General features: G+C 68.7%; 20 protein-coding genes. 14 read left to right on the top strand and 6 right to left on the bottom strand.

Translation table 11 applies throughout. From position 1 onward, the window contains the following. Positions 1-6: 6 nt before the first annotated feature. The 4 genes from lpdA (at position 7) to ACYCO6_RS01585 (ending at position 3,540) form a co-directional block, all read left to right on the top strand. Positions 7-1,719, top strand: a complete 1,713-nt coding sequence (gene lpdA / locus ACYCO6_RS01600; RefSeq protein WP_459768695.1) for a dihydrolipoyl dehydrogenase — start codon at positions 7-9, stop codon at positions 1,717-1,719. A 373-nt stretch (positions 1,720-2,092) separates the two neighbouring features. Next, the gene (locus ACYCO6_RS01595) at positions 2,093-2,680 is read left to right on the top strand and encodes a hypothetical protein (RefSeq protein WP_459768693.1); all 588 of its coding nucleotides are present in this window, start codon (positions 2,093-2,095) and stop codon (positions 2,678-2,680) included. A 34-nt stretch (positions 2,681-2,714) separates the two neighbouring features. Further along, positions 2,715-3,125, top strand: a complete 411-nt coding sequence (locus ACYCO6_RS01590) for a DUF2147 domain-containing protein (protein WP_459768691.1) — start codon at positions 2,715-2,717, stop codon at positions 3,123-3,125. A gap of 130 nt (positions 3,126-3,255) precedes the next feature. Beyond that, the gene (locus tag ACYCO6_RS01585) at positions 3,256-3,540 is read left to right on the top strand and encodes a hypothetical protein (RefSeq protein ID WP_459768689.1); all 285 of its coding nucleotides are present in this window, start codon (positions 3,256-3,258) and stop codon (positions 3,538-3,540) included. An 81-nt stretch (positions 3,541-3,621) separates the two neighbouring features. Here the strand turns inward: ACYCO6_RS01585 and alaS are convergent, their stop codons facing one another. Next, a complete protein-coding gene (gene alaS / locus ACYCO6_RS01580; RefSeq protein WP_459768686.1) occupies positions 3,622-6,300 on the bottom strand; it encodes an alanine--tRNA ligase in 2,679 nt (892 codons plus the stop codon). Between the two features lie 231 nt (positions 6,301-6,531). Between alaS and ACYCO6_RS01575 the strand changes: the two genes are divergently transcribed. The 5 genes from ACYCO6_RS01575 to ACYCO6_RS01555 all read left to right on the top strand — a co-directional run bounded on the left by ACYCO6_RS01575 (position 6,532) and on the right by ACYCO6_RS01555 (position 11,171). Continuing rightward, on the top strand, positions 6,532-7,710 hold the full coding sequence (locus ACYCO6_RS01575) for a transglycosylase SLT domain-containing protein (protein WP_459768684.1): 1,179 nt from the start codon (positions 6,532-6,534) through the stop codon (positions 7,708-7,710). Between the two features lie 119 nt (positions 7,711-7,829). Next, on the top strand, positions 7,830-8,426 hold the full coding sequence (locus tag ACYCO6_RS01570) for a response regulator (protein WP_459768682.1): 597 nt from the start codon (positions 7,830-7,832) through the stop codon (positions 8,424-8,426). A 132-nt stretch (positions 8,427-8,558) separates the two neighbouring features. Further along, the gene (locus tag ACYCO6_RS01565) at positions 8,559-9,488 is read left to right on the top strand and encodes a transglutaminase family protein (RefSeq protein ID WP_459768679.1); all 930 of its coding nucleotides are present in this window, start codon (positions 8,559-8,561) and stop codon (positions 9,486-9,488) included. A gap of 66 nt (positions 9,489-9,554) precedes the next feature. Then, positions 9,555-10,373, top strand: coding sequence for a transglutaminase-like domain-containing protein (locus ACYCO6_RS01560; RefSeq protein WP_459768677.1), 819 nt, complete (start codon positions 9,555-9,557; stop codon positions 10,371-10,373). A gap of 150 nt (positions 10,374-10,523) precedes the next feature. Next, positions 10,524-11,171, top strand: a complete 648-nt coding sequence (locus tag ACYCO6_RS01555) for a L,D-transpeptidase (protein ID WP_459768675.1) — start codon at positions 10,524-10,526, stop codon at positions 11,169-11,171. 113 nt (positions 11,172-11,284) lie between these two features. On the opposite strand, the gene ACYCO6_RS01550 is transcribed toward ACYCO6_RS01555, so the two are convergent. Next, positions 11,285-11,656, bottom strand: a complete 372-nt coding sequence (locus ACYCO6_RS01550; protein WP_459768673.1) for a hypothetical protein — start codon at positions 11,654-11,656, stop codon at positions 11,285-11,287. Positions 11,657-11,786: 130 nt separating this feature from the next. Beyond that, positions 11,787-12,275 (bottom strand): phasin, encoded by a 489-nt coding sequence (locus ACYCO6_RS01545; protein ID WP_459768671.1) that lies wholly within the window; start codon positions 12,273-12,275, stop codon positions 11,787-11,789. A 222-nt stretch (positions 12,276-12,497) separates the two neighbouring features. Between ACYCO6_RS01545 and ACYCO6_RS01540 the strand changes: the two genes are divergently transcribed. The 5 genes from ACYCO6_RS01540 (at position 12,498) to ACYCO6_RS01520 (ending at position 21,533) form a co-directional block, all read left to right on the top strand. Then, positions 12,498-14,945, top strand: coding sequence for a PAS domain-containing protein (locus tag ACYCO6_RS01540; RefSeq protein WP_459768669.1), 2,448 nt, complete (start codon positions 12,498-12,500; stop codon positions 14,943-14,945). Positions 14,946-15,250: 305 nt separating this feature from the next. After that, the gene (gene acs, locus ACYCO6_RS01535) at positions 15,251-17,197 is read left to right on the top strand and encodes an acetate--CoA ligase (protein ID WP_459768666.1); all 1,947 of its coding nucleotides are present in this window, start codon (positions 15,251-15,253) and stop codon (positions 17,195-17,197) included. Positions 17,198-17,339: 142 nt separating this feature from the next. Then, positions 17,340-17,708 carry a DUF485 domain-containing protein gene (locus tag ACYCO6_RS01530; RefSeq protein ID WP_459768664.1) on the top strand — a complete coding sequence of 123 codons (369 nt, stop codon included), beginning with the start codon at positions 17,340-17,342 and terminating at the stop codon, positions 17,706-17,708. Beyond that, on the top strand, positions 17,708-19,390 hold the full coding sequence (locus tag ACYCO6_RS01525) for a cation acetate symporter (RefSeq protein WP_459768662.1): 1,683 nt from the start codon (positions 17,708-17,710) through the stop codon (positions 19,388-19,390). The genes ACYCO6_RS01530 and ACYCO6_RS01525 overlap by 1 nt, the downstream gene beginning before the upstream one ends. A 460-nt stretch (positions 19,391-19,850) precedes the next feature. Further along, positions 19,851-21,533 (top strand): MFS transporter, encoded by a 1,683-nt coding sequence (locus tag ACYCO6_RS01520; protein WP_459768660.1) that lies wholly within the window; start codon positions 19,851-19,853, stop codon positions 21,531-21,533. Positions 21,534-22,201: 668 nt separating this feature from the next. Here the strand turns inward: ACYCO6_RS01520 and ACYCO6_RS01515 are convergent. The 3 genes from ACYCO6_RS01515 to ACYCO6_RS01505 all read right to left on the bottom strand — a co-directional run bounded on the left by ACYCO6_RS01515 (position 22,202) and on the right by ACYCO6_RS01505 (position 26,288). Continuing rightward, positions 22,202-22,408 carry a hypothetical protein gene (locus ACYCO6_RS01515; protein WP_459768658.1) on the bottom strand — a complete coding sequence of 69 codons (207 nt, stop codon included), beginning with the start codon at positions 22,406-22,408 and terminating at the stop codon, positions 22,202-22,204. Between the two features lie 475 nt (positions 22,409-22,883). Then, entirely contained in the window at positions 22,884-24,482 is a 1,599-nt protein-coding gene (gene purH, locus ACYCO6_RS01510; RefSeq protein ID WP_459768656.1) for a bifunctional phosphoribosylaminoimidazolecarboxamide formyltransferase/IMP cyclohydrolase, read from the bottom strand. 69 nt (positions 24,483-24,551) lie between these two features. Then, positions 24,552-26,288 (bottom strand): heparinase II/III family protein, encoded by a 1,737-nt coding sequence (locus tag ACYCO6_RS01505; protein ID WP_459768655.1) that lies wholly within the window; start codon positions 26,286-26,288, stop codon positions 24,552-24,554. Between the last annotated feature and the right edge of the window lie 29 nt (positions 26,289-26,317).

Genomic DNA, 26,317 nt, shown 5'->3' with positions numbered 1-26,317 from the left:
CCAGACATGTCCGAGACCCACGAAATTCGCGTTCCCGACCTGGGGGATTATCTGGACGTACCGGTGATCGAGATCCCGGTGACCCCCGGCCAGGCGATCGCCCGCGACCAGACCCTGCTGGTGGTCGAATCCGACAAGGCAACCCTGGACATCCCATCTCCGGTTGCAGGACGTCTCGTGGAGATGCTGGTCGGCCTCGGCGACACCGTCTCGGCCGGCACGCTCGTTGCCCGGCTGGCCACCGAGGAACCGGTGGCCGCGCCGGTTCGGGCGCCAGCTCTCCCCGCGACCGGCGAGAGCGCGGAGGCGGTCTGCGACGTGCTGGTGATCGGCGGCGGCCCCGGCGGGTACTCGGCTGCGTTCCGGGCTGCCGATCTCGGGCAGCGGGTGATCCTGGTCGAGCGCGACGCCACGCTGGGCGGCGTGTGCTTGAATGTCGGCTGCATCCCGTCCAAGGCGCTGCTCCACGTCGCCGCAGTCACCGAGGAGGCGACCCGCCTGGCCGCCCATGGCATCAGCTTCGGCACTCCGACCGTCGATCTCGAGAAGCTGCGGGCGTTCAAGGCCGGAACCGTGCGCCGCCTCACCGATGGGCTCGGCCAGATGGCGCGTCAGCGCAAGGTCGAGGTCGTGAGGGGCACGGCGCGGTTCACCGGCGCGCATGCGGTCTCGGTACAGCTCCACGAAGGCGGCGAGCGGGCGGTCACCTTCACCAGCGCCATCGTGGCTGCCGGATCCTCTCCGGTCGCGTTGCCGATGCTGCCGGAGGATCCGCGCATCGTGAACTCGACAGGCGCGCTGGAGCTGCCTTTCGTGCCGGGTCGCTTTCTGGTGATCGGGGGCGGCATCATCGGCCTGGAAATGGCCACTGTATACAGTGCGCTCGGCGCCCGGGTCGACGTGGTCGAGCGCCTGCCGCACCTGCTGGAGGGCGTGGACCGCGACTTGGTCGCGATCTGGACCAAGCGCAACGCCCACCGTTTCGACCACCTGCTGACCGGGGCCGAAGTCGTCTCCGCGACGGCCACGCCGGAGGGCATCGCCGTGACCCTGGCGGGTGAGGCAGAGCCGCGGAGCTACGACCTCGTGCTCCAGGCGGCCGGCCGGCGCCCGAACGGCGCGGATCTCGGGCTAGAGGCCGCTGGGGTCATGGTGGAGCGCGGCATCGTGCCGGTCGACGCGCAGATGCGCTCGAACGTCCCACACATCCTCGCCATCGGCGATCTGGTCGGGCAGCCGATGCTGGCTCACAAGGCGGTGCACCAGGGCCACGTCGCCGCCGAGGTGGCCGCCGGCCACCGGGCCGGCTTTGACGCCGCCGTGATCCCCTCGGTGGCCTACACCGATCCGGAGATTGCCTGGGTCGGCCTGACCGAGGCTGCCGCCAAGGCAGACGGCCGGGCTGTGGAGGTGGCGCGCTTCCCCTGGGCCGCCTCGGGCCGGGCCATCGCCAATGGCGCCGAGTACGGCCTGACCAAGCTGCTCTTCGATGCCGGGACGAGGCGCATCGTCGGGGGTGCCATCGTCGGCCCGAGCGCCGGCAATATGCTCGGCGAGATCGCGCTGGCCATCGAGATGGGGGCGGATGCCGCCGATATCGGCCGCACGATCCATCCGCACCCGACGCTCGGCGAGACGGTCGGCCTGGCGGCGGAAGCCGCGCTCGGCATCTGCACCGACCTGCCGCCGGTCGGGCGTGGCTCGAAGCCCTTGTTTTGACGCGCTCTCTTTCGCCGAACCGGCGTCCGCTTCGGCGGAGAGCGCGCTACGGCCGCTGACGCGCCAAGAGCATCTCGACCGGCCCAGGCTTCTTGTATAGACCCCGACTCGCGTGGCCGGCGAGGCAAGACTCATCCCGTCCGGCACGTTCTATCGAGCCTCGACGCGTCGGTAGCCGACGATAATCTGGAACCTCATTCGGGAGGACATGTCCGAGATGCTGTGTCGCACCGGAAGGTCTTTTCGCCATGCCGACATCATCTCGCATTTATTGTTTGGACGCCGATCATCAGCCTCAGAATGCGCCGCAGGCCGAGCGGCCGGCCGATGGGCGATCCGCCTCGGTGTGGCGGCGTTCCTCGTGGCGCATCCCTTGAGCGCGTCGCGAGGCCTCGCGGCCGAGCCTTCCCTCGCAGACGGAACCGCCTCTGAGCCGCCACAGAACGACGGGCGGCAGGCCCTGATCGTCTCGCTTCGGAGCCGGATCCTGGCCTCGCACAGCGCGACACTCGCCCTCGAGAGCTGGTGCGCCGATCACAAGCTCGCGGGCGATCCCCACCTCTCCGCCGAGCGCCTGCCTGTCGCCGACAAGCCCTTGACGGCCGCGCAGCGCGCGCGCCTGATGATCGGCCCGGACGAGCCGGTGCGCTATCGCCGGGTCCGCCTCGCCTGCGGGAACCGCGTCCTGTCGGAAGCGGACAATTGGTATGTCCCGGCCCGTCTCACCGCCGAGATGAACGCCACGCTGGACGGGACCCGCACGCCGTTCGGCCGCGTCGTACGCCCCCTCGCTCCGGTGCGGAACACGGTCGAGGTCCGCTCCCGCATCCCACGCGCGGAGCCCGGTCCCGACGATCCGCTGTTCGAGGTCGACGCGGTGCTGTCGACCGGGGCCGGTCAGCCCTTCTGCGAGGTGGCCGAAACCTATTTGAGCAGCGCATTGCCTCAAGCGTCGCGGTAAGTGAAACCGGACACGATCGGTAGGAGGATCAGGGATGCGTTCCAGGCTCGGCCGTATGGTTCTTGCTGTGCTCGCGGCGAGCGCTCTCGGCGGCGCCGCCCGGGCAGCCGATCCGGCAGGGCTCTGGATCACGGAAACGGGCAGCTCCCGCATCCGAATCGCGCCCTGCGGCGGCGGCTTCTGCGGGACGATCGTCAGTGCGCCCGGCAAGGGACTGGATGCGAAGAACCCGGATCCGGCCCTGCGGAGCCGCAGCGTCGTGGGTGTGCAGATCCTCGATGCGCGCCAACCCGATGGGTCGAGCTATTCGGGTTCGCTCTACAACCCCAACGACGGCAAGACCTATTCCGGATCGATGCGCCTCACGGGTCCGAACACGCTCGAAGTCTCCGGCTGCGTGATGAGTGTCTTCTGCAAGCGGCAGACTTGGACGCGAGCCAACTGAGCGGAACCGGGGCTCAGTCTGCACACCCGAACGCGCCCGCAAAAGCCGACCGCGATTGCTGCGTCGCAACATCGCAGGATCGATCGTGTACCATCGAAGTTGCCTGGGTCAGCAACCGACAAGGATTGTCATGACTCGTACGTTTCTCGTCGCCACCTTCGCCCTCGCCTCTCTCGCGCCCGCCACAGCCCAGGTCATCGAGACGCCGACCAGCACCGCGGTCGTCGCGGCGCCGGGGGCTCCGGGCGTGGTGAGCCAGCAGTCGAACGCGACCGGCGGCGATGCCGCGATCACCTATTCGCCCACGGGACGGGCGTCCGACACGATCTCCAACGACTCGGCCTCGGCCGGCAACGCCAACCAGCCCTCGCGGGTCGCGCCGCAGGGCGGCGGTGGTGGCGGCGGCAACAAGTAAGCCACGGCGCCCGATCACGACGGTCGCGGCTACACAGCCCGGAATGAGGCCGCACCGACGACGGTGCGGCCCTAAAGCGCGTCAGGCCGCCTCGGTCAGGGCCTGCTCGACGGCGTCGAGGGCCGCTTCCGCTCCGGCACCGTTCGGCCCGCCGGCCTGCGCCATGTCGCGGCGGCCGCCGCCGCCCTTCCCGCCGAGCGCACCGGCGCCGGCCCGGACAAGGCCGACCGCGTCGTAACGGGCCGTCAGATCGTCGGTGACACCCACGACCAAGCCCGCCTTACCGTCCGGCCCCACGCCGACGACCGCCACGATACCGGAGCCCAGGCGCTTCTTCTCCTCGTCGACGATCGGCTTGAGGTCGCGCATGTCGAGCCCCTCGACCACCGAGCGGCGGAAGGCGATTCCGGCGATCTCGGTCTGGCGACCGCCGGAACCCGGGCCGCCCTCGCCGCCCATGGCGAGCTTGCGGCGCGTCTCTGCCAGCTCGCGTTCCAGCCGCCGCCGATCCTCCATCAGCGCCGTGAGGCGGTCGGGGGCTTCGGAGACCGGGGCCTTGAGGATGCCGGCGAGCGCCGCCAGCGTCCGGGCCTCCTCGGCGCGGTGGTGGCGGGCCGCATCGGCGGTCAGCGCCTCGATCCGGCGGACCCCGGCGCCCACCGCGCTCTCAGCCACGATGGTGATCGCCCCGATATCGCCGGTGCGCGCCGCATGGGTGCCGCCGCAGAGCTCCACCGAGAAGTTCTTGAGCCGGCCCTGCTCGGCCCCGGCGTCGACCGGCAGCCCCATGGAGACGACCCGCACCTCGTCGCCGTACTTCTCGCCGAAAAGCGCCCGGGCGCCCGACGCGATGGCGTCGTCCACCGCCATGAGCTTGGTCACCACCGGCGCGTTCTGGAGCAGCACCGCGTTGGCGATGTCCTCAACCCGGGCCAGTTCGCCCGCCTCGATCGGCTTCGGATGGCTGATATCGAAGCGCAGGCGATCGGGGCTCACCAGCGAGCCCTTCTGGGCAACGTGATCGCCGAGCACCTGCCGCAGGGCCTCGTGCAGAAGGTGGGTGGCCGAGTGATTGGCCCGGATCGCCTTGCGGCGCGCGTGGTCGACCTTCAGCTCCACCGGCTGGTCGAGGCTCAGCACCCCCTCCTCCACGGTCACGTGGTGGACGAAGACGTCGCCGAGCTTCTTCTGGGTGTCGGTGACCCGGGCCCGCAAGCCCGACGCCAGGATCAGGCCGGTATCGCCGACCTGGCCGCCCGATTCCCCGTAGAACGGCGTCTGGTTGACCAGAACCAGTCCGGTCTGGCCGGCTTCCAGGCTCCGCACCTCGGCGCCGTCGCACAGCAGCGCGGTGACGATGCCCTCGGCGGTCTCGGTCTCGTAGCCCAGGAACTCGGTGGCGCCGACGCGCTCGCGCAGGCCGAACCACACCGTCTCGGTGGCCGCCTCGCCCGAGCCCTTCCAGGCTTCGCGGGCCGCCTGCTTCTGGCGCTGCATCGCCGCCGCGAAGGCGTCGGTGTCGACGCCGATGCCTCGGGCCTTCAGCGCGTCCTGCGTGAGGTCGAGGGGGAAGCCGTAGGTGTCGTACAGCGTGAAGGCGGTCTCTCCGGACAGCTTGTCGCCTTCCTTGAGCTCGCGACTCTCGGCGTCGAGGATCGACAGGCCGCGCTCGAGGGTGCGCCGGAAGCGAGTCTCCTCCAGCTTCAGGGTCTCGGCGATCAGGCTCTCGGCCCGCATCAGCTCCGGGTAGGCCTGGCCCATCTCGCGCACCAGGGTCGGCACGAGGCGGTACATGGTAGGCTCGCGGGCGCCGAGGATCTCGGCGTGGCGCATGGCGCGACGCATGATCCGGCGCAGCACGTAGCCGCGGCCCTCGTTGCCCGGCAGTACGCCGTCGGCCACCAGGAACGACGAGGCCCGCAGGTGGTCGGCGATCACCCGGTAGGAAGCCATCGTGGCGGGCTCGGGGGCCCGCGATACCGCGTGCGCCACGGCGTCGATGAGCGCCCGGAACAGGTCGGTGTCGTAGTTCGAGTGCACGCCCTGGAGGATCGCCGCCATGCGCTCCAGGCCCATGCCGGTATCGATCGACGGCCGCGGCAGCGGGTTGCGGACACCCGGCTCCAGCTGCTCGTACTGCATGAACACGAGGTTCCAGAATTCCAGGAACCGGTCGCCGTCCTCGTCCGGGGAGCCGGGCGGGCCGCCCTGGAGCGCCGGGCCCTGGTCGATGAAGATCTCCGAGCACGGGCCGCAGGGGCCGGTATCGCCCATCTGCCAGAAATTGTCGGAGGTCCCGATCCGGATGATCTTCTCGTCCGGGAAGCCGGCGATCTTCTTCCACAGGCCGGCGGCCTCGTCGTCGTCGGCGTAGACGGTGACGAGGAGCCGGTCGGGCTTGAGGCCGAACTCCTTGGTGATCAGCGTCCAGGCCAGCTCGATCGCGCGGTCCTTGAAGTAGTCGCCGAACGAGAAGTTGCCGAGCATCTCGAAGAAGGTGTGGTGGCGCGCCGTGTACCCGACATTGTCGAGGTCGTTGTGCTTGCCGCCGGCCCGCACGCATTTCTGCGCGGTCGTCGCCCGGTCATAGGCGCGCTTCTCGACGCCGGTGAAGACGTTCTTGAACTGCACCATGCCGGCGTTCGTGAACATCAGCGTGGGATCGTTCTTCGGCACAAGGCTCGAGGAAGGCACGACCTCGTGCCCCGCCTTGGCGAAGTAGTCGAGGAAGGTCGACCGGATCTCGTTGACGCCGCTCATCGGGGCTGACTCTGGCAGGACACACGGGGACCGGGCCGCCGCGCGTCTTCCGCGCAGCACCCGCATGGCGCCCTCTTAAGGAGGGATCCCGCGCGAGTCACGGGCGGCCTGCCCTGAAATCTCCCCGGGATGCCGCAACTCGGCCACAAGCGCGGCCGTGTTGTCGCCACATCTGTCAAGCGATGGTGAACAGGTGGCGCCGTCAAGGGCGCGTGAGGATTCGGATACACGATGCAGGGCCGCACGGTCGGATCGTCGAGGACCATCACGGGCAAGGCCGGCTCCCGGCCGGGCCATTTCGGCTCCGGCAACGCCGATGTCATCGCCGCCCAGCCCATGCTCGGCCGCACCCATGGCAGCCGCCCGGCGCTCTTCCGCTCGCTGCTCACCGTCTCGCTGATCGCCGGCGGAATCAGCGCGACGCTGATCGGGTCCGGGGTCGACCTCGGCAAGGTGGGATTGTCGCCGGCGGTGTCCCCCGCGGAGGCCGCGACCGAAATGCCGATGCCGCGCCCGCGCATCCATACCGTCGCTCTCGCCGATTCCCCGGAACAGACGCCTCTGCGCGCCGCGGCCAGCTTCGCCCCCGTCCACGACCTCGACACCGAGCTCGGCTCCAACACGGTCGACCGGGTGTCCTACGATTACCTCCTCTCCGAGAGCGCGGTCGGCGATCCGAACGACATCCTCGAATTCGGCCCGATGAAGATCCGGCGCCACATCGTCCAGACGATCGTGCGCGCCGCGCAGGCGGTGCAGACTGATCCGGTGCTGCTGATGGCGGTGGCCGACAAGGAATCGAGCTTCGTCACCGCCGTTCAGGCCAAGACCTCCTCGGCCACCGGCCTCTACCAGTTCATCGAGCGGACCTGGCTCGGTGTGGTGCGCGACTTCGGCGCGAAGTACGGGCTGGAGAAGGAGGCCGCGCTGATCACGTCGGACGCGAACGACCGGCCGGTGATCACCGACCCGACCGAGCGCGCGCGCGTCCTGGAACTGCGCCGCGACCCCTATCTCTCGGCGCTGATGGCCGGCGAGATGCTCAAGCGCGATGCGGCCCGCATCGCCCTGCGCATCGGCCGCGAGCTGACCCTCGGCGAGGTCTACCTCGCGCACTTCCTCGGTCCGGACGACGCCGAGGAGTTCCTCGCCAACGTCGTGAACAAGCCGGCCGCCGCTGCCGCGGCCCTGCTGCCCGGCCCGGCCCGGGCCAACCGCTCGATCTTCTTCGCGGCCGGACGCTTCGTCGGGCGGGGCCGTCATCGCAAGCCCCTCAGCCTGTCGGTGGCCCAGGTCCACGAGAAGTTCGAGGCGATGATGAGCACGCGCGGATCGCGCTATCAGAACGTCCGCGCCGTGTCGGGCATCATGGCCTACGCGGACGCCGACGCCGGGACCGCGACGCAGTAACGCGTCGGCGAGGCCGCGCCCGATCGACGACCCGGTGCGCAACCAGCGGCGGGTTGCCGACTTTCCTCCCCAAGCGCCGCATCCTCGCCCGGCGCGCATGACGACTTCGGGGGGAGTCCTTGAGAAAGCACCAGACGAGCGCACCCTTGCCGCTCACCGATACGCTGTCGCCGGGGATTCCGCTCGATCAGATCGGTCGGACACTCGCGTCGTTCTACGATGATCTTGTCTCCGAGGGGGTGCCGGAGCACCTCGCTTCCCTGGTACGCCGCGTTCGCCAGACCGAGACAGAAGCGCCGGCACGGCGGGAGCCGGCCGTCGCGGCGACCGGCCAGGAGCAGCCGCGGCTCGCGCTCGTGGTCGAGGACGATCCCGAGGTCCGCGCCCTGGCGGAGACCCTGCTCGAAGAGACCGAACTCGACGTCATGGGGTGCGATAGCGCCGAGGCTGCCCTGTCGGTTCTGCAGGCGCGGGGCGGCGATGTCGCTCTGGTCTTCGCCGATGTCCGGCTCGCCGGCCAGATGGACGGGCTCCAGCTCGCCCGGGCAGTGGCGACCCTGTGGCCGCGGGCCCGGCTCGTGGTCACGTCGGGCCACGGTCTGCCCCGCCCCGACCTTCCGCGGGAGGCGGTTTTCATCGCCAAGCCGTGGCGCCCCCTCGACGTGTTGGTCGAGGCCGAGCGTGCCGCCGCCGAACCGCCGCCGCCGGTTCTCTGACGGCGGTCCACGTCTACTCGAACAATCGCCGCCGTTATTCCGGGGCGCCGCAGGCGTGCAGCATCGGATCACGAAGGGCCCGGCCCTTGCATCACCGATGCGCGCGTCGGTGCGAGCCCGGAGCCCCAGCATTTGCCGATCCTGTCCGTCCGCCACCGTACGGTTTACCGGTACCGGCGTCCGGTCGCCTTCGGCGAGCACCGGATCATGTTTCGGCCGCGGGACAGCTACGACCAGCGCCTGATCGAGGCGACGCTCGACATCGCGCCCGAGCCGGCCTCCCTGCGCTGGATGTTCGATGTCTTCGGCAACTGCGTCGCGGTGACGACCTTCGACACCCGGGCGGAAGCCCTCACCTTCGCCTGCGGCATCACGCTCGAGCACACGCCCGAGCATGCACCCGTCTTCCCCCTAGCCCCGCACGCGACCCATTACCCGTTCGGCTACGGCGCCGAGGACACGCCGGACCTCGCCCGCTCCATCGAGCGCCAATGGCCGGACCCGCGGCATGAGGTCGATACCTGGGCGCGCGGCTTCCTGCCGGCGCACGGGCGCATTCCGACGCAGGACCTGCTCGCCGACATGACGCGCAGCGTGCGCGCCAACTTCACCTATTTGGCCCGCTCCGAGAAGGGGGTGCAGGATCCGCTGACCACCCTGCGCAGCAAGCTCGGCTCCTGCCGCGACTTCGCGGTCCTGATGATGGAGGGTGTGCGGGCCCTGGGCATGGCCGCCCGGTTCGTCTCCGGCTACCTCTACAATCCCCGGAACGACCGCGCCCGCCATGTGGGTGGCGGATCCACCCATGCCTGGCTGCAAGTCTACCTGCCGGGCGCCGGCTGGGTCGAGTTCGATCCGACCAACGGGATCGTCGGCAACCGCGACCTGATCCGCGTGGCCGTCACACGCGATCCCGCGCAGGCCGTGCCGCTGCACGGCTCCTTTTTCGGCCTGGCCAGTGACGACCTCGGCATGCGCGTCGAGGTCGACGTGGTCGAGTTGCCCGTGAATGGGATCATCACACGGGACTCTCAGGGCCGCCCGCCATCCCCGGAGCGGTGAGCCCCGGACCCGATGCGAGCGTGCGTGGCGACCCCGCGCGAGTGGCGACAGAGTGAGGTGGCCGCGATGAAGATCAAGACAGGTTTCGACATTGCCTTCACGCTCTCCCAGCCGACCCCGATGGTCCTGATGCTGAGCGTTCATCCCTCCCGGCTGGACGACGTGCTGACGCCGCACGTGCTCGGCTTCGATCCGCCGGTCCCGGTGCGCGAATACCGCGACGTGTACGACAACATCTGCCACCGCATCGTCGCGCCGCCGGGCCGGCTCGCGATCTCGGCCGATTTCACGGTCGCCGATAGCGGCCTGCCGGACACGACCGATCCGGACGCCGGCCAGATCCCGGTCCAAGACCTGCCCGACGCCGCGATGGTCTACCTGCTGGGCTCGCGCTATTGCGACACCGACAAGCTCTCGCCGACGGCCTGGTCGCTGTTTGGCGGCACGCCGGAGGGCTGGGCGCGGGTCCAGGCGATCGTCGACTACACGCACGAGCGGATCCGGTTCGACTACCAGCGGGCCGATGCCACCCGCACCGCGCACGACGCGTTCATGCAGCGCGAAGGCGTGTGCCGGGACTTTGCGCATCTGGCGATCACGTTCTGCCGCTGCATGAACATTCCGGCCCGCTACGCCACCGGTTATCTCGGCGATATCGGCGTGCCGAAGGACCCGGCGCCGATGGATTTTTCCGCGTGGTTCGAGGTCTATCTCGACGGGCCGGAGGGGGCGCGCTGGTACACGTTCGACGCTCGGCACAACCGGCCGCGCATCGGCCGCATCGTCATGGCCCGCGGCCGCGATGCAACCGACTGCGCGATCGCGACGAACTTCGGCTACGCGCATCTTGCGCGATTCGACGTCCACAACGACGAGATCAGCTGATGTTCTCGGCCGGGGACGACCGGCCGCCCCTCGGCACGGACGAACCGGCCTGCGTATTCCGCCGTACAACAAAATGTCTGACGGCGCGTGGAACTGCCTGCCTATGCTCACGCTTGTAATGGCAAAGGTTATTGCACAGGTAGGCCACTCATGAAGACCAGGGTCACCGCACTCGCCGCGCTCCTCGGCGTGGCTGTTCTTGCCGCCACACCGGCGCTCGCAGCTTCGTCGTACGATCCCTTTGGCTCAGACAGCGCCGACGAATACTACTCCGATCAGGGGCAGTACGGTTACCAGGGCACTTACGCCCCCGGTTACGGCCAAGGCGTCCAGGCCGCCCCGCAGGCTCAGGTCCAGCCGATCCCCCGCGAGGTCGTGGCGTTCAATGGGCGCTACGCTCCGGGCACGATCGTGGTCTCGACCTCGGAGCGCCGCTTGTATTACGTGCTGGGCAACGGCCAGGCGCTCCGCTACGGCGTCGGCGTCGGCCGACCGGGCTTCAGCTGGAGCGGCACCAACACGATCACCGCCAAGCGCGAGTGGCCGTCGTGGACTCCGCCGAAGGCCATGATCGCCCGCCGTCCCGACCTGCCGCGCTACATGGCCGGCGGCATCGAGAACCCGCTCGGCGCCCGCGCCATGTATATCGGGCACACTGAGTACCGCATCCACGGTTCCAACGAGCCGGACACGATCGGCCAGGCGGTGTCCTCGGGCTGCATCCGGATGACCAACGAGGATGTCACCGACCTCTACGAGCGCGTGAAGGTCGGCGCCAAGGTCGTGGTCCTCAACTGAGCGCGCTCGATCGGCCCGCCAGGCTTTCACGGTCCTGAGCCCGTGTGAACGTATCCGGCCGCGTCGTCCCTCCCGGGCGGCGCGGCCGCGCGCGGTGTCGGGCCGCGCTCAGATCACGGCACGACGCGGCCGATTGCGGTCTGCGGCGGGCTGAAGGAGGCGATCGGGAGATCGCAGAAGCAGCGGACGCCGAGCGGGCGCGGACCGGGAAGCGGGCACGAGAACGGCTTCGGCCCGGTGATGCCCTGCTGCACGGCGTCGCAGTTGTAGCCGACGGGTGTGCGCTCCACCCGGCGCGGCGCCCGGCGGTAGCCGCGCTCGTAGCCCGGATCCTCGTAGCCCGGCGGCGGCGCGCCGTAAGCCGGACCGTCGACATACTGCGCCCGGGCCGCCGTCCCCGGCAGCACGGTCGCCAGCGCCAGCACCGCGACCGTCAGACGGAGTGGAGCACACAGGCCGGATCGGCCATGGACAGTGAGGCGCATCGCTGAACCCTTCGCTCGGCGCGGACAAATTCCGCCCACCCGGCGGCTCTTAGCGGCAATGGGGGCGAAAACGAGACGGCCCGCCCCCGGGTCCGGGAGCGGGCCGCAACCCGACGCGTGACGGAATGCTTCAGTGCGTCGCGCGCTCGGCGGCATCCTGCGCGTTCTGCGCCGCCTGCTTAGCCGCATCCTGGCCCTGCTCCATCGCCTTGCGCGCCTCATCGGCACCCTGCTGCATGGCCGACTTGGCCCGCTCGGCCCCCTGCTGCATCGCGCTCTGGGCGAGGCCGCTGAACTCCTTCGCCTGCGCCTGGATCGCGGCGAACTGGCTGCGCACGAACTCAGCCTGATGCTGCATCGCCTCCTGCATGTCCTTCGAACGGACGAGCTTCTGCGCGAGGTCGAAGGCGGCGTTCACGTTCTGCTCGGCATATTCGAAGCCGCGCGAGGAGACGTCGAGCGCGTTGGAGCGCGCCAGCTCGGCCGAGCCCTGAACGGTATCGGCGGTGCGGCGGGCCGCGCCGATGAAGCTGTCGAACGCCTTGCGGGCCTGCTCGACACTCTTCTCGGCGAGATCGCGCATCTCGGCCGGAACTTCGTAGTTCGGGGTGTTACTCATGTATCGTCTCCTCTCATTTTGATCTGTGGATGGCGCTTTGTGCGGTGCAAAATAACCGATTCGCCGCCATATGCCACCCGCGCCACCGGCGTTAAGGTTGACATAGCGTAAACGTGTGACGGTTGCCGCCAGAGTCCAGCGTCGCGGTGCGCAGGAGTTTACAATAGGGCTACGGTCGCGCGCGTTTCTCAGGCAAACGGGTCGGGAAACGAGAGATCGCGCGTGCGTTCGAGGTCGCGGGCTTTGGAGACGACACTGACATCGACCGCCGGAGCCGCCGAGACCGGGCTCGCCACAGCCTTCGCGGGCTGGGCACGGCACCCGAGCCTCACGGCCGCGCTGTCCGATCCCACTTCCATCCACTTGGTCGTCGACCCTGCGGAGGCGCGGATCCTTCATGCCTCCCCGAGGGCGCGCGCGCTCTCGGACACTTTGACCGATTCCGGGCTCGCCGACCTGTGCCGGCAGATCGCGTCCGCTCTTCCGAACGACGGCGCCCCGCGACTCGCCCGCCTGCGCCTCGACTCGCACCGGCTCGCGCCGCCCGTGCTCTGCTGGCTGGCCCGCGGAAGGCAGAAGGGGGGAGAGCCGGCCATCCTCGTGATGCCCACCGGGCCGGTGACGCTGCGCCGGGTAAAGGCCGCGCCTTCTGCCGCGCCGTCCACGGAATTGCCGACGCCGGACCCGGCCCCTGTCCCGGCAGCCTCGGACAGAGACGATCGATTTGTCTGGCGCATCGATGCCGCCGGGACGCTTACCGCGCTCACCGGTCCGGACGTCCTTGCGGGTCTCGTCGGCCGGCGCTGGCAGGATCTCGCCGCGTCCGGGCACGTGGCCGACGCCATGCTGGCTGCGCTGCGCGAGCGGCGCACCTTCCGCGGCGAGCCGGCGACCCTCGACTTCGGCACCGGGCCATTTCAGGTCGAACTGTCCGGTGCCCCCCTCGGACGGGGCGAGGCCGCCTTCTCGGGCTTCGGCGGCTTCGGCCTGATTCGAAGCTGGCCGCCAATCCGCCCGCATGCGCCCGCGGAGCCGGTCGTCTCGGTGGTGCCGACCCCGGCCGTTCCCGAGCCTGCCGAGCCGCACCCCGTCGAACCGGAACCGGCCGCGACCTCGCTGTCCAACGACGAGCACGCCGCCTTCCGTGAGATCGCTCGGGCCCTCGGAGCGCGCTACGCCGGCGACGAGACGGAACCCGAAGCGCCGGCGGTGCGGTCAGAGAGCGGTGCCATCATGCCGTTCCCCGGACCGCAATCCGGGCCTCAGGACCCGGGCGAGGCGGAAGCCGCAGCGGCTCCGCGGCCCTCTCCGGAATTCCTCGACGGGCTGCCTTTGCCGGCGCTGATACACCGCGGTGACGCCATCCTGGCGGCGAATCGCGGCCTGCTGGACCTGACGGGCTATGCCGACCTGTCCGCCCTGGCCGAGGCCGGGCTAGGCCGGGTGTTCCGGGGCCTTCAGGATGCGTCCGGGCAGGACACGGGCTCGCGGCGGACCGCGGTCGAAGCGGCCGACGGTCGCGCCCGACCGGTCGAGGCGCTGAGCGGTCGCCTCACCTTTGCGGGTGAACCCGCCGTGTGCCTGCTCGTACGCCCGCTCCTGGAGGACGATTCTGCAGGCGCACTCACCGCGGAGCGCCTCGCCCGCGAGGCACAGGCGGAACGCGCGGTCAGCGCCGAAGCGGCCCTCGACGCCCTGGAGACCGGGGTCGTCACCCTCGACGGTGCCGGTCGGATCGTGGCGCTCAACCGGGCCGCGGCCGGTCTGTTCGGGTGTGATCCCCGCGAGATCGTCGGAGGCAGCTTCGTCGCACTCTTCGATCGGGAGAGCGTGCTGGCGGTCGCCGATATCCTGCGCGGGACCGCCAAGGCGCCGCGCGCCGTTTCCCTCGCCGGCAAGGCTCTGACCCTCGTCGTGACGGCGGCGCGAACCGACGGACGCCGGGTCGCGATCATGAATCCGGCGCCCACCGAGGTCGCAACCGCGCCCCCGGCTGATGCGGGCCGGACCTCCCCGGCCGGCATGGCCCTGGCGCGCCTGGACCGCGCGTTCCGCGAGCCCCTGACCGGGATGATCCATCTGGCCGACGCGATGCTGAAGGAGCCGTTCGGGGCGCTGGGCGACCCGCGCTATCGCGGCTGCATCGCCGAGATCAAATCCTCCGGCGAGACGATGCTGGAGCGCGTAGGAGAACTCCTCGACCTCGCCGCCGTGGAGGCCGGTTCCCTGCAGCTCGAGCCGCGAACCCTCGCCCTCAACGATGTTGCGGCCGGATGTGTCGAGCGGCTTCAGGCCGAGGCGGCGCGCAGCCGGATCGTCGTGCGCACGAGTTTTTCCTCCGATCTCGCGGAGCTGGAGGCCGACGAGCGCTCCGTCAGCCGCGCCGCCTCCCTGGTCATCGAGAACGCGATCCGGCGCTCGGTCGCCGGCGGTCAGATCATCGTCTCGACCGGCTCAGCCGACAGCGCCGCCGTCGCCTTGAGGGTGCGCGACACGGGAGCCGGGGCGGCGGTGCGGGCGGACGCCCCCCAGGGCAACGTCGAGGATGGTCTTGCGCTGCCCCGCGCCCTCGTGGAAGCCAATGGCGGGCGCCTCCAGTTGTCGGCGCGCGCGGAGGACGGCACGCTGGTGGAGATCATCATGCCGACGCGACGCGCGGCGAGCGGGTGAGGCCGGAGGTCATCGAGAGGCTGCATACCGTCGTCGACCGATGCTGCCCCACGCAGCCGCCTCAAGTATTCATAAGCAGGATGCCTCTGCCGGCTTCCCGCTCGACAAGCTCGGCTTGACAGGGCACCGCCGAGGCTTCAATCACCTCCTTACATTGTGCCCAATTTATTCAGGGAATCTGGCTTCCGCGGCTGCGGGCACGCGATGATATCGTCATCGTAAGATGTAGGCTACGTTACTTTGGAAGTCCTGGCTGCGCGGCGCACGCCGCGATACGATCGGGCACCAAGCAGGGATGGAACGCCATGGAAGGCAAAGTCATCGAGGTGCAGGCTGCGTGGCGTGAGGGCGCTCACGTCGACGACGCCAAGTATCGGGAGATGTACGAGGCTTCGGTCGCCGATCCGAACGCCTTCTGGGGCGAGCACGGCAAGCGCATCGATTGGATGACGCCGTACTCCAAGGTCAAGAACACAAGTTTCGAGCCCGGCAAGGTCTCGATCAAGTGGTTCGAGGACGGCAAGACCAACGTCGCCTACAACTGCATTGATCGGCACTTGGAGACGCGCGGAGACCAGACCGCGATCATCTGGGAAGGCGACAACCCGGACGAGTCGAAGCACATCAGCTACCGTGAGCTGCACGCGCAGGTGTGCCGGATGGCCAACGTCCTGCGCAACCGCGGCGTCGGCAAGGGCGATCGCGTGACCCTCTACATGCCGATGATCCCCGAGGCGGCCTACGCGATGCTCGCCTGCGCCCGGCTCGGCGCGATCCACGCGATCGTGTTCGGCGGCTTCTCGCCCGACTCCCTCGCTTCGCGCATCCAGGGCTGCGGCTCGAAGGTGGTGATCACCGCCGACGAGGGCCTGCGCGGCGGCCGCAAGGTTCCGCTGAAGGCCAATGTCGACGAGGCGATCAAGCGCATCGGCACGGATCTCGTCGACCACGTCATCGTGGTCCGCCGCACGGGCGGGACCGTCGACATGGAGGCGGGCCGCGACGTCTACTACGACGAAGCCGCCGAGCAGGTGACCGACGATTGCCCCGCCGAGGCCGTCGAGGCCGAGCACCCGCTGTTCATCCTCTACACTTCGGGCTCTACCGGCCAGCCGAAGGGCGTGGTGCACACCACGGGCGGCTACCTCGTCTATGCGTCGATGACCCACCAGTACGTGTTCGACTACCGCGAGGGCGACGTCTACTGGTGCACGGCCGATGTCGGCTGGGTCACGGGCCACAGCTACATCGTCTACGGGCCGCTCGCCAACGGCGCGACGACCCTGATGTTCGAGGGCATCCCGACCTACCCGTCGAGCTCCCGGTTCTGGGAGGTGATCGACAAGCACAAAGTGAACATCTTCTACACCGCGCCGACCGCGATCCGCTCGCTGATGGGCGGTGGCGAAGGGCCTGTGAAGAAGACCTCGCGGCAGTCGCTGCGGGTGCTCGGGTCGGTGGGCGAGCCGATCAACCCGGAAGCCTGGGAATGGTACTACAACGTGGTCGGCGAGCAGCGCTGCTCCATCGTCGACACGTGGTGGCAGACCGAGACCGGCGGCATCCTGATCACCCCGCTCCCGGGCGCCACCGCGTTGAAGCCGGGCTCGGCGACCCGGCCGTTCTTCGGCGTGAAGCCCGAGATGGTCGATGCCGAGGGCAAGGTGCTGCAGGGCCCCTGCGAGGGCAATCTCTGTATCGCGGATTCCTGGCCCGGGCAGATGCGCACGGTCTACGGCGACCACGAGCGCTTCGAGCAGACCTACTTCTCGACCTATCCGGGCAAGTACTTCACCGGCGACGGCGCCCGGCGGGACGCGGACGGCTATTACTGGATCACCGGCCGCGTCGACGACGTGATCAACGTCTCCGGTCACCGCATGGGCACCGCGGAGGTGGAATCCTCGCTGGTGGCGCATCCGAAGGTGGCCGAGGCCGCGGTGGTGGGTTACCCGCACAACGTGAAGGGACAGGGCATTTACGCCTACGTCACCCTCAACGAAGGCGAAGAGGGCACCGACGCGCTGCGCAAGGAGCTCGTGACCTGGGTCCGCAAGGATATCGGTCCGATCGCCTCGCCCGACCTGATCCAGTTCGCGCCCGGTCTGCCCAAGACCCGGTCCGGCAAGATCATGCGCCGCATCCTGCGCAAGATCGCCGAGGACGATTTCAGCTCGCTCGGCGATACCTCGACGTTGGCCGAGCCGGCCGTCGTCGACGACCTGATCGAGAACCGGCAGAACCGGGCCTGATCGGCACGGGGTCGCCGTACCGGCGACCCCGGGACGGATCCTGACGAGGCGGATGCCGGTGCGGTGCCCGCCCCCAACAAGAACCACAAGCCCCAACACGATGAACCGGAGGGCCGGAGAGCCCTCGCGGGAGGAAGACGCCATGAGCGGCACGACACTCGGCCTTCGAAGGGGCGCAACGCCCCCGGGAACACGCACGACCGGCACGGACCTCGATCCGCAGGCCGAGCGGATCGCCCGGACTCCGGAATTCCAGCAGCTCGTCGGCGAGCGCACCCGGTTCGCCTGGACCCTCACGTTCCTGATGCTGGTGGTCTATTTCGGCTTCATCGGCCTGATCGCCTTCGACAAGTCGCTGCTCGCCGTGAAGGTCGGCGGCACCGCCTCCCTTGGACTGTTCGTGGGCGTGTTCGTGATCCTGTTCGCCTTCGCGTTGACCGGCATCTACGTGGCCCGCGCCAACACGCGCTTCGACGCGCTGAGCGCCGCCCTCAAGCGGAGCGTGGCCTGATGAACCGCCTCCTCCTCGGCCTGACGCTCGCCACCATCGTCGCGAGCGCGGCCTATGCCGCCGGCCCGGATCTCGGCGCCGTGCAGCAATCGGCCACGAACTGGCCGGCGATCCTCATGTTCCTGTTCTTCGTGCTGCTCACGCTCGGCATCACCTACCGGGCCGCGAAGGGCACCAAGTCGGCCTCCGACTTCTATGCGGCGGGCGGCGGCATCTCGGCCGGAACCAACTCGCTGGCGATCGCCGGCGACTACATGTCGGCGGCCTCGTTCCTGGGCATCTCCGGCCTCGTCTACACCTCGGGCTTCGACGGGCTGATCTATTCCACGGGCTTCCTGGTCGGCTGGCCGATCGTGCTGTTCCTGATCGCGGAGCGCCTGCGCAACCTCGGCAAGTTCACCTTCGCGGACGTGGCGAGTTTCCGCCTCGATCAGACCGCGATCCGCATCATCTCGGCGGTGGGCACCCTCGTGGTGGTGGCCTTCTACCTGATCGCCCAGATGGTCGGCGCGGGTAAGCTGATCCAGCTCCTGTTCGGACTGCCCTACCTTTACGCGGTGATCATCGTCGGCGTCCTGATGATCGTCTACGTCGCCTTCGGCGGCATGAAGGCGACCACCTGGGTGCAGGTGATCAAGGCCTGCCTGCTCCTCGGCGGCGCGACCTTCATGGCCGGCGCGGTGCTGTTCAAGTACGGCTTCAACCCGGAGACGCTGTTCGCGGCCTCCGTGCAGGTCCATCCGAAAGGCGACGCCATCATGGCGCCGGGCGGTCTCGTGTCGAACCCGGTCGAGGCGATCTCGCTGGGCGTCGGCCTGATGTTCGGAACGGCCGGCCTGCCGCACATCCTGATGCGCTTCTTCACGGTCTCGGATGCGCAAGCCGCGCGCAAGTCGGTGTTCTACGCCACCGGCCTGATCGGCTACTTCTACATCCTGACCTTCATCATCGGCTTCGGCGGCATCGCCCTGCTGATGTCGGATCCCAGCTACTTCAAGCTCGGCGCCGCCGGCACCTTCGACAAGCTCAAGGACATGATCGGCGGGACCAACATGGTGGCGGTCAACCTCGCCAACGCGGTGGGCGGCCCGTACTTCCTCGGATTCATCTCCGCGGTGGCGTTTGCGACCATCCTGGCGGTGGTGGCGGGCCTGACGCTCGCGGGTGCCTCGGCCATCAGCCACGATCTCTACGCCCAGGTGATCGCCCGCGGGCGCACCACCGAGAAGCATGAGGTCAACCTGTCGAAGATCTCGGCGGTGGTGATCGGCATCGTGGCGATCTACCTCGGTTACGTGTTCGAGAACCAGAACGTCGCCTTCATGGTCGGCCTCGCCTTCGCGGTCGCCGCAAGCTGCAACTTCCCGGTGCTGGCCATGTCGATCCTGTGGCGGGGCACCACCACCTGGGGTGCGCTGGCCGGCGGCCTCGTCGGCCTGCTCGCGGCGGTGATCATGGTGGTGCTGTCGAAGGCCGTGTGGGTGACGACGCTGGGCAATCCGGCCCCCCTGTTCCCCTACGACAACCCGGCCCTGTTCTCGATGCCGCTGGCCTTCGCGACGATCTGGGTCGTGTCGCTGATGGACAATTCCCGTCGGGCCCAGCGTGAGCGCGCGGCCTTCGAAGCGCAGTACGTGCGCTCCGAGACCGGAATCGGGGCGGCGGCCGCACACGCCCACTGACAGTCCGACAAAGCACGAGGATGAGGGGCGCGGCGGGAGCCGCGCCCTTCGTCGTTCTGGTCCTCCAAAGGGGCTCTCGCGCGCTTCGAACGACGGCCTGCAGCGCTGCAGGATCGCGACTTCCAGGCATCCATTTCCAACCCGCCCTCCTCATCCTGAGAGCGGACGAGAGGTGTTCGCCTCGAAAGAGGGCGCTAGCCGGCCGCGTCGTCCCTGGAGGACCGCTTCGAAGCTCGCTGCAGCGTCCTCAGGACGAGATTCAGGGCCGAGTCAACCGGCGCGATCGAGGCCGCGCCTGAACGCGGCTGAGCCCAATCCCCCATGTTGATGAGGCGCTTCACAATCGCTTTACCGATTGACCCGGCGCGCCCTTGCGATCACGCATAGGTGATCTGCGCTGTGCGCAGGGTTCGTCCGATCAACGGACTGATTGCGAGCGTCGCCTGGGGAGAACCGGATAATGGCCGTGGCAAGTGCAGTCCCGCGCGCGGGCGAGGCCGCAAGGCCGATGAGCTCCGCCGAGAAGCGGGTGATCTTCGCGTCCTCGCTCGGCACCGTGTTCGAGTGGTACGATTTCTATCTCTACGGATCCCTGGCGGCGATCATCGGGGCGCAGTTCTTCTCGGCCTATCCGCCGGCCACGCGCGACATCTTCGCGTTACTCGCCTTCGCGGCCGGGTTCATCGTCCGGCCGTTCGGCGCGCTGGTCTTCGGCCGCATCGGCGATCTCGTCGGGCGCAAATACACCTTCCTGGTCACGATCCTGATCATGGGTCTGTCGACCTTCATCGTCGGCGTGCTGCCCAACGCCGCCACGATCGGGATCGCGGCGCCGATCATCCTGATCGTCCTGCGGCTTGCCCAGGGCCTCGCGCTCGGCGGCGAGTACGGCGGCGCGGCGACCTATGTGGCCGAGCACGCCCCCAACGGCCGGCGCGGATTCTACACGAGCTGGATCCAGACCACCGCGACGCTGGGCCTGTTCCTGTCGCTGCTGGTGATCCTGGCGACCCGGACCTTCACGGGCGAGGCGGCCTTCGCCGAATGGGGCTGGCGCATCCCGTTCCTGGTCTCGGTGCTGCTACTCGGCGTGTCCGTCTGGATCCGCCTGCAACTGTCCGAGTCGCCAGCCTTCAAGAGGATGAAGGAGGAGGGCAAGACCTCCAAAGCACCCCTCACCGAGGCGTTCGGCCAGTGGCGCAACGCGAAGTTCGCGGTGATCGCCCTGTTCGGCCTCGTCGCGGGCCAGGGCGTCGTCTGGTACACGGGGCAGTTCTACGCGCTGTTCTTCCTGCAATCGATCCTCAAGGTCGACGGCTACACCGCCAACCTTTTGATCGCGTGGTCGCTTCTCCTGGGCACCGGCTTCTTCGTGGTTTTCGGCTGGCTGTCCGACAAGATCGGCCGCAAGGTCATCATCCTGGCAGGCTGCGCCATCGCGGCGGCGACGTTCTTCCCGATCTTCAAGAGCATCACCTCCGCGGCCAATCCGAAGCTCGAGGCGGCGATCGAGAACGTGAAGGTGACTGTCACGGCTGATCCGGCCGGCTGCGGAAACCTGTTCAACCCGGTCGGCACCCGGGTCTTCTCGGCGCCCTGCGACCTCGCCCGCGACTTCCTGTCGAAATCGTCGGTGCGGTACACCACCGTTCCCGGCGCCGTCGGACAGCCCACCACGATCCGGATCAACGACACCGAGATCCCGTACCCGCAGGGCGGCACGGCCGAGGCCAACAAGGCGACGACGGCCGCACTCCAGGCGGCCGGCTATCCGAAGGCCGGCGACCCCGAGATCGTGAAGATGGCGAACCCGTTCGACATCTTCCGGCCGCAGGTCGCTCAGGTGATCGGTCTGCTGTTCATCCTCGTGCTGTTCGTCACGATGGTCTACGGCCCGATCGCCGCGATGCTGGTGGAGCTGTTCCCGACCCGGATCCGCTACACCTCGATGTCGCTGCCCTATCACATCGGCAACGGCTGGTTCGGCGGCCTGCTGCCGGCCACCGCCTTCGCCATGGTGGCGCAGACCGGTGATATCTATTTCGGACTCTGGTACCCGATCGTGATCGCGGTCGCGACGGTGATCATCGGCGTTCTCTTCGTACCGGAGACCAAGGACCGCGACATCTTCGCGGACACCTGAGAGCCCCGCACCCGGGCGGACATTGCCGGTGGCAGAGGCCCAGGCCGTTCGGGCGGCCTGGGCCCATTTTTCGCGCGGACAGTCCGGGCTGTCTTTGAGTCCGCCCGATTGCGATGCCGGTGTTCGACGCTCCCAAGACCAGCCGTTGAGCGACCATATAGCGGCCGGGTGAAGATCCGAGGTCCCGGTCTTCACGCCGGTGGCCGGTCTCGGCGGCAGTCGCGGCATCATGCCACGCGCGTTCGATCACGCCGTCAAACTCGAAAATTGGTCTATATACGAAGGATCCGGAACAGTCGTTCCGAAATTATCTACAATGCAAGACAGTCAATGGCGGCCATTTCCGCTCCTACCCCCGTCAAATTCAAGAATACGGCTGAAGCGTCACCGCTTCCAAGCGGCCTCCTGACAAGGACCTCGGAATTGACGCGAGGTCATACGGCATTGACAATTTCTTGAAGGATATGAGCTCGACGCGGCGGAACCAGGAGCGGTTCTCGACCGTATAGGGTCTCCTTCGACATCGGGCATCTGGGATATCGGACGTGAACGACGTGTTGGCTCGCCTGAGACGCAGAACTGCCACGAGGCCGCCACTTTTACTTGTGATTGTCTGGCTTGTTGCAACCGTCGCGCTATGGATCTTGATCAACAACCTCTCTGGACGATTAATCTGGTGGTGGTGACGGGCGCCCGCCGTGTCGGCTGTTTTCTTGGTAGCCACCGCAATAGGCACCCAGCAAGTAGCCGGATTGGTGAGCAGCCAGATAACCCAGCGTGATGATGACATGCAGCCGGTCGAGCCCGTGGACCGTCGCGAAGACGATCAGGGCCGTAAACAAGATGACGGGCGACGTAAGGAGCAGAATCAGCATGGTGTAGGATCGGCCGACAAGCCATCCAACCGTGAACAACATCGCAGCGACCAGCATTCTGTGACCTGATAGGGAACCGTTCCAAACATTGCCATGCGCAATGTCTCGGACAACATCTCGATCATGGTGACGCAACACCGTCAAACTATCAACTCTTCAAAATATATTGATAAAATTTCCATATGATTCGACCGATTTACCGGAAATATTCGGCAAACTAGCGCATCCGATTGCCGAAATGGTCGTTAAATTTACTTAGCTCAACGATAGAAACATTATCCGCGGCGTCAGATCCGCGAGCGATCCGGGTCGCGCGGCGGTCATGCGCAGGCCGAATTCGGCGCATCGTTAACAGGCTGCTCCGCGCGCGGCCTCAGCGGCACGGCAACGCGCCATCCGGTGCACGGACTCGCTCCGCAGCGGGGCCGAAGGCACCGATCGCGTCGCGCGGGCGCTTCACCCGCGCGATTCGCAATCAGTGCCGGAAATGGCGGTGGCCGGTGAAGACCATCGCGAGGCCCGCCTCGTCGGCGGCCGCGATGACGTCCGCATCGCGCATCGAGCCGCCGGGCTGGATCACGGCCGTGGCGCCCGCCTCCGCCGCCGCCAGGAGGCCGTCGGCGAACGGGAAGAATGCGTCCGACGCCACCACGGACCCAACCGCGAGGCTCTCGGGCAGACCGAGGCGCTTGGCGCCCTCGGCAGCCTTCCAGGCGGCGATGCGCGAGGAATCGACCCTGGACATCTGTCCCGCGCCGATCCCCACCGTGGCACCGCCCTTCGCGTACACGATGGCGTTGGATTTCACGTGCTTGGCGACCCGGTAGGCGAATCGGAGATCGGCGAGTTCCGCCTCGCTCGGCGCGCGCCGCGTGACGACCTTGAGGTCCATCTCGTCGACGACCGCCGCGTCACGGCCCTGGACCAGCAGGCCGCCCGAGAGCGACCGCACCATCTCGCCGGCCGCGCGCGGATCGGGCAGGCCGCCGGCCAGAAGCAGCCGCAGGTTCTTCTTGCCGGCGATGATCGCCGCCGCCTCGGGTGTGGCGTCCGGGGCGATGATCACCTCGGTGAAGATCTCGACGATCTTGCGCGCCGCCTCGGCATCCAGCGTCCGATTCAGCGCCACGATACCGCCGAAGGCGGAGGTCGGGTCGCAGCTCAGCGCCCGCTCGTAGGCTTCGAGCAGGCTCGCGCCCTCGGCGACACCGCAGGGATTAGCGTGCTTGATGATGGCCACCGCAGCCGTCCGCGCGGGGTCGAACTCGGCGACGCACTCGTAGGCGGCATCCGTGTCGTTGAAGTTGTTGTAGGACAGCTCCTTGCCCTGGAGCTGGCGGGCGGTCGCCACGCCCGCCCGGGCCTTGCCCGGAGACCGGTAGAAGGCGGCACTCTGGTGCGGATTCTCGCCGTAGCGCAGCTCCTGCGCCAGGGTGCCACCGAAGGCGCGGAACTGCGCCGGCTCGTCGGCGCCGAAGCGGCCGGCCATCCAGTTGGCGATGGCCGCGTCGTAGGCAGCGGTGCGGGCGAAGGCCTTCTGCGCGAGGCGGCGGCGCAGATCCGCCCCGAGGGCGCCGTCATGCGCCTCCAGCGCGGCGAGCACGCCGGCATAGTCCGACACGTCGGTGACGACGGCCACGTCCGCGTGGTTCTTGGCCGCCGCGCGGATCATCGCCGGGCCACCGACATCGATGTTCTCGATGCAGTCGGCATCCGGCTTGTCGGCCGCGATGGTCGCCTCGAACGGGTAGAGATTGACCACGAGAAGGTCGATCGCGCCGATCCCGTGGGCGGCCAGCGCGGCCTGGTGCTCGGGATTGTCGCGGATGGCGAGCAGGCCGCCATGCACCGCCGGATGCAGGGTCTTCACCCGGCCGTCCATCATCTCGGGGAAGCCCGTCAGGTCGGCGACTTCCGTCACCGGCAGGCCGGCCTCCTGCAGGGCACGGTGGGTGCCCCCCGTCGAGACCAGCGCGATGCCGTGGGCGTCGAGCGCCCGGGCGAAGTCGACGAGGCCGGTCTTGTCGGAGACCGAGAGGAGCGCGCGGGAGACCCGCACCTGATCGTGCGCCATAGCTTCGTGCCGCCGTTCGAAATTCTGGCGCGCGGTAGCACGGAAACGGGGAACCGGGCCAGCCGCCCGTCAGGCGGTCGTGGCGCCCCGCAGCGGTGCGGAGGCCAGCCGCTCGAAGCTCCAGCGCACCTCCACGTCCTCGGAGACCCGCAGGTGGAGCACGATCTGGTCGGTGCGCCGCGGCCCGGTAAGGCCCGAGAAGTACACGCTCTCCTCAAGGGCGATGTCGGCGTTTTCTGCCCGAAACACCCAGATCTCGCCCAGCGCCGAGGCGAGTTCCAGGCCCTCCGGGACGCCGCGCACGGCGATGCCGGGATGCAGGTGGAAGCGGATGGCCACCTCCTGGCGGCGCAGGCGCCCCCGCCCCTGGCGCAGGAAGGCGTCACGCCCCTCCAGGCGCGCCGTCGCTGGGAAGAGCTGCCAGCGGCGCTCGTGCACGATGCCGAACTCCGGCCCGTAGCCGTTGTGCCGGGCGGCGAGAATGACACTCTCGGCATCCTCGGCCCGCTCCGACGCGACCGACGCTGGGCCGCGCAGGATGACGGAGCCGCGCCGGCGGATCAGCCAATCGGCCAGCCGGCGTTCGCCCCACCACCCGGTCTCCGTGAGGAACCGGCATGAGGAGGCGTCGGCGACGGAGGCGGTGGAATGCGCAGGCGTGGAGCGGGCGAGGAGGCGCAGGTCCGGCCCGCTCGCCGGCAGCCCGCAATTGACCACGATGCGCTGGGGACCGCTCGACATCTCGAAGGCGAGACAACCCGCACCGGCATTGATCGAGTACGGCAGCGGCGGGCTCGCGCCGACATCGGCGACGATCACGACCCGGCCGCCCTCCAGGCGCTCGTAGCCGGAATTGGGCGCATGCATCAGCGGTCGGGCGAGCGCGCCGTCGTAGACCAGCAGCGTCGCGAGGTGGTCCGCATCGGTCGCGCCCATGCCGTTGAAATGGCTGAGCGAGGCATCGGGATGGCGCAGGAGCCGCAGCAGCGGCAGCATGCGGTCGATGGCCCGCAACAGTGCCATCGGCGGCTCGACGCTGCGGCTGAGATAGCTCTGGCGCAGCGGCAGCAGGTCGAGGAGCAGCTCCATGGCGAAACGCGGGTCGCGGGAGCGGTGACCGCCGTCCGTGAGGATCTGACGGTCGAGTTCCCGCGAGAGGATCCGGGTCGCCCGGCGCAGGATCGGCTGGATCCCGTCGCAGCACAGGCCGGCATAGCAGAGCGCCACCGCGGCGTTCAGGCGCCATTGCGGCGGCACGCCCCGCCGCAGATCGCGCTCGAGCTGCTGCGCGTTGCGGGCGATGGCCTTGAGGAAGGTCTGGTAGAAGCCGTGGTCGGCGCCCTCCAGCACAAGGGGCGACTGGCACAGGAACGAGATCAGCCGGCGGGCCGCGACCGGCGTCTGCCGGGCGAGCGCCGGATCACCCCGGCCGGCGATGAAATCGGCCACGAAGGCGCGGGCATTCGCTCGGGCCAGCGCCGTGTCGGCGGCGCGCAGGTGGCGCAGCCAGCCGAATCCGTAGAGTTCGTCCGCCCATTCCGGCGAGGGCGCCGCGTGGTCGAACGGCGAGCCTCCGCTCGCCACCAGTGAGCGGCCGGCGAAGACGAACAGCCCGGCATAGATGTCGTCCGCGAAGGTCGCGTCCGAGGTGCGCAGATCCTGGGGCGCGATCACGAGCCCCGTGACTCGCATCCGGGAGAGGATGTCGGGCGGTGCGGTGAGGCTGGCAGCGGCCGCACGCGCCGCGCGCGCAGCCTCGCGAGCGGCAAGTCGATAGAAGCGCCAGCGGTCAGGCCCCCAAGCCACGCGATCTCCGAGCCACGCGTCCTCACAAG

Source organism: Methylobacterium sp. CM6257 (assembly GCF_054611515.1).
This window is presented reverse-complemented; position numbering and strand designations above follow the sequence as displayed.

Bases quoted from the DNA above. Each gene is read 5' to 3' on its own strand.
- lpdA (WP_459768695.1), top strand. From the start codon at position 7: ATGTCCGAGACCCACGAAATTCGCGTTCCCGACCTGGGGGATTATCTG.
- ACYCO6_RS01590 (WP_459768691.1), top strand. From the start codon at position 2,715: ATGCGTTCCAGGCTCGGCCGTATGGTTCTTGCTGTGCTCGCGGCGAGC.
- ACYCO6_RS01585 (WP_459768689.1), top strand. From the start codon at position 3,256: ATGACTCGTACGTTTCTCGTCGCCACCTTCGCCCTCGCCTCTCTCGCG.
- alaS (WP_459768686.1), bottom strand. From the start codon at position 6,300: ATGAGCGGCGTCAACGAGATCCGGTCGACCTTCCTCGACTACTTCGCC.
- ACYCO6_RS01575 (WP_459768684.1), top strand. From the start codon at position 6,532: ATGCAGGGCCGCACGGTCGGATCGTCGAGGACCATCACGGGCAAGGCC.
- ACYCO6_RS01560 (WP_459768677.1), top strand. From the start codon at position 9,555: ATGAAGATCAAGACAGGTTTCGACATTGCCTTCACGCTCTCCCAGCCG.
- ACYCO6_RS01555 (WP_459768675.1), top strand. From the start codon at position 10,524: ATGAAGACCAGGGTCACCGCACTCGCCGCGCTCCTCGGCGTGGCTGTT.
- ACYCO6_RS01550 (WP_459768673.1), bottom strand. From the start codon at position 11,656: ATGCGCCTCACTGTCCATGGCCGATCCGGCCTGTGTGCTCCACTCCGT.
- ACYCO6_RS01545 (WP_459768671.1), bottom strand. From the start codon at position 12,275: ATGAGTAACACCCCGAACTACGAAGTTCCGGCCGAGATGCGCGATCTC.
- acs (WP_459768666.1), top strand. From the start codon at position 15,251: ATGGAAGGCAAAGTCATCGAGGTGCAGGCTGCGTGGCGTGAGGGCGCT.
- ACYCO6_RS01530 (WP_459768664.1), top strand. From the start codon at position 17,340: ATGAGCGGCACGACACTCGGCCTTCGAAGGGGCGCAACGCCCCCGGGA.
- ACYCO6_RS01525 (WP_459768662.1), top strand. From the start codon at position 17,708: ATGAACCGCCTCCTCCTCGGCCTGACGCTCGCCACCATCGTCGCGAGC.
- ACYCO6_RS01520 (WP_459768660.1), top strand. From the start codon at position 19,851: ATGGCCGTGGCAAGTGCAGTCCCGCGCGCGGGCGAGGCCGCAAGGCCG.
- ACYCO6_RS01515 (WP_459768658.1), bottom strand. From the start codon at position 22,408: ATGCTGATTCTGCTCCTTACGTCGCCCGTCATCTTGTTTACGGCCCTG.
- purH (WP_459768656.1), bottom strand. From the start codon at position 24,482: ATGGCGCACGATCAGGTGCGGGTCTCCCGCGCGCTCCTCTCGGTCTCC.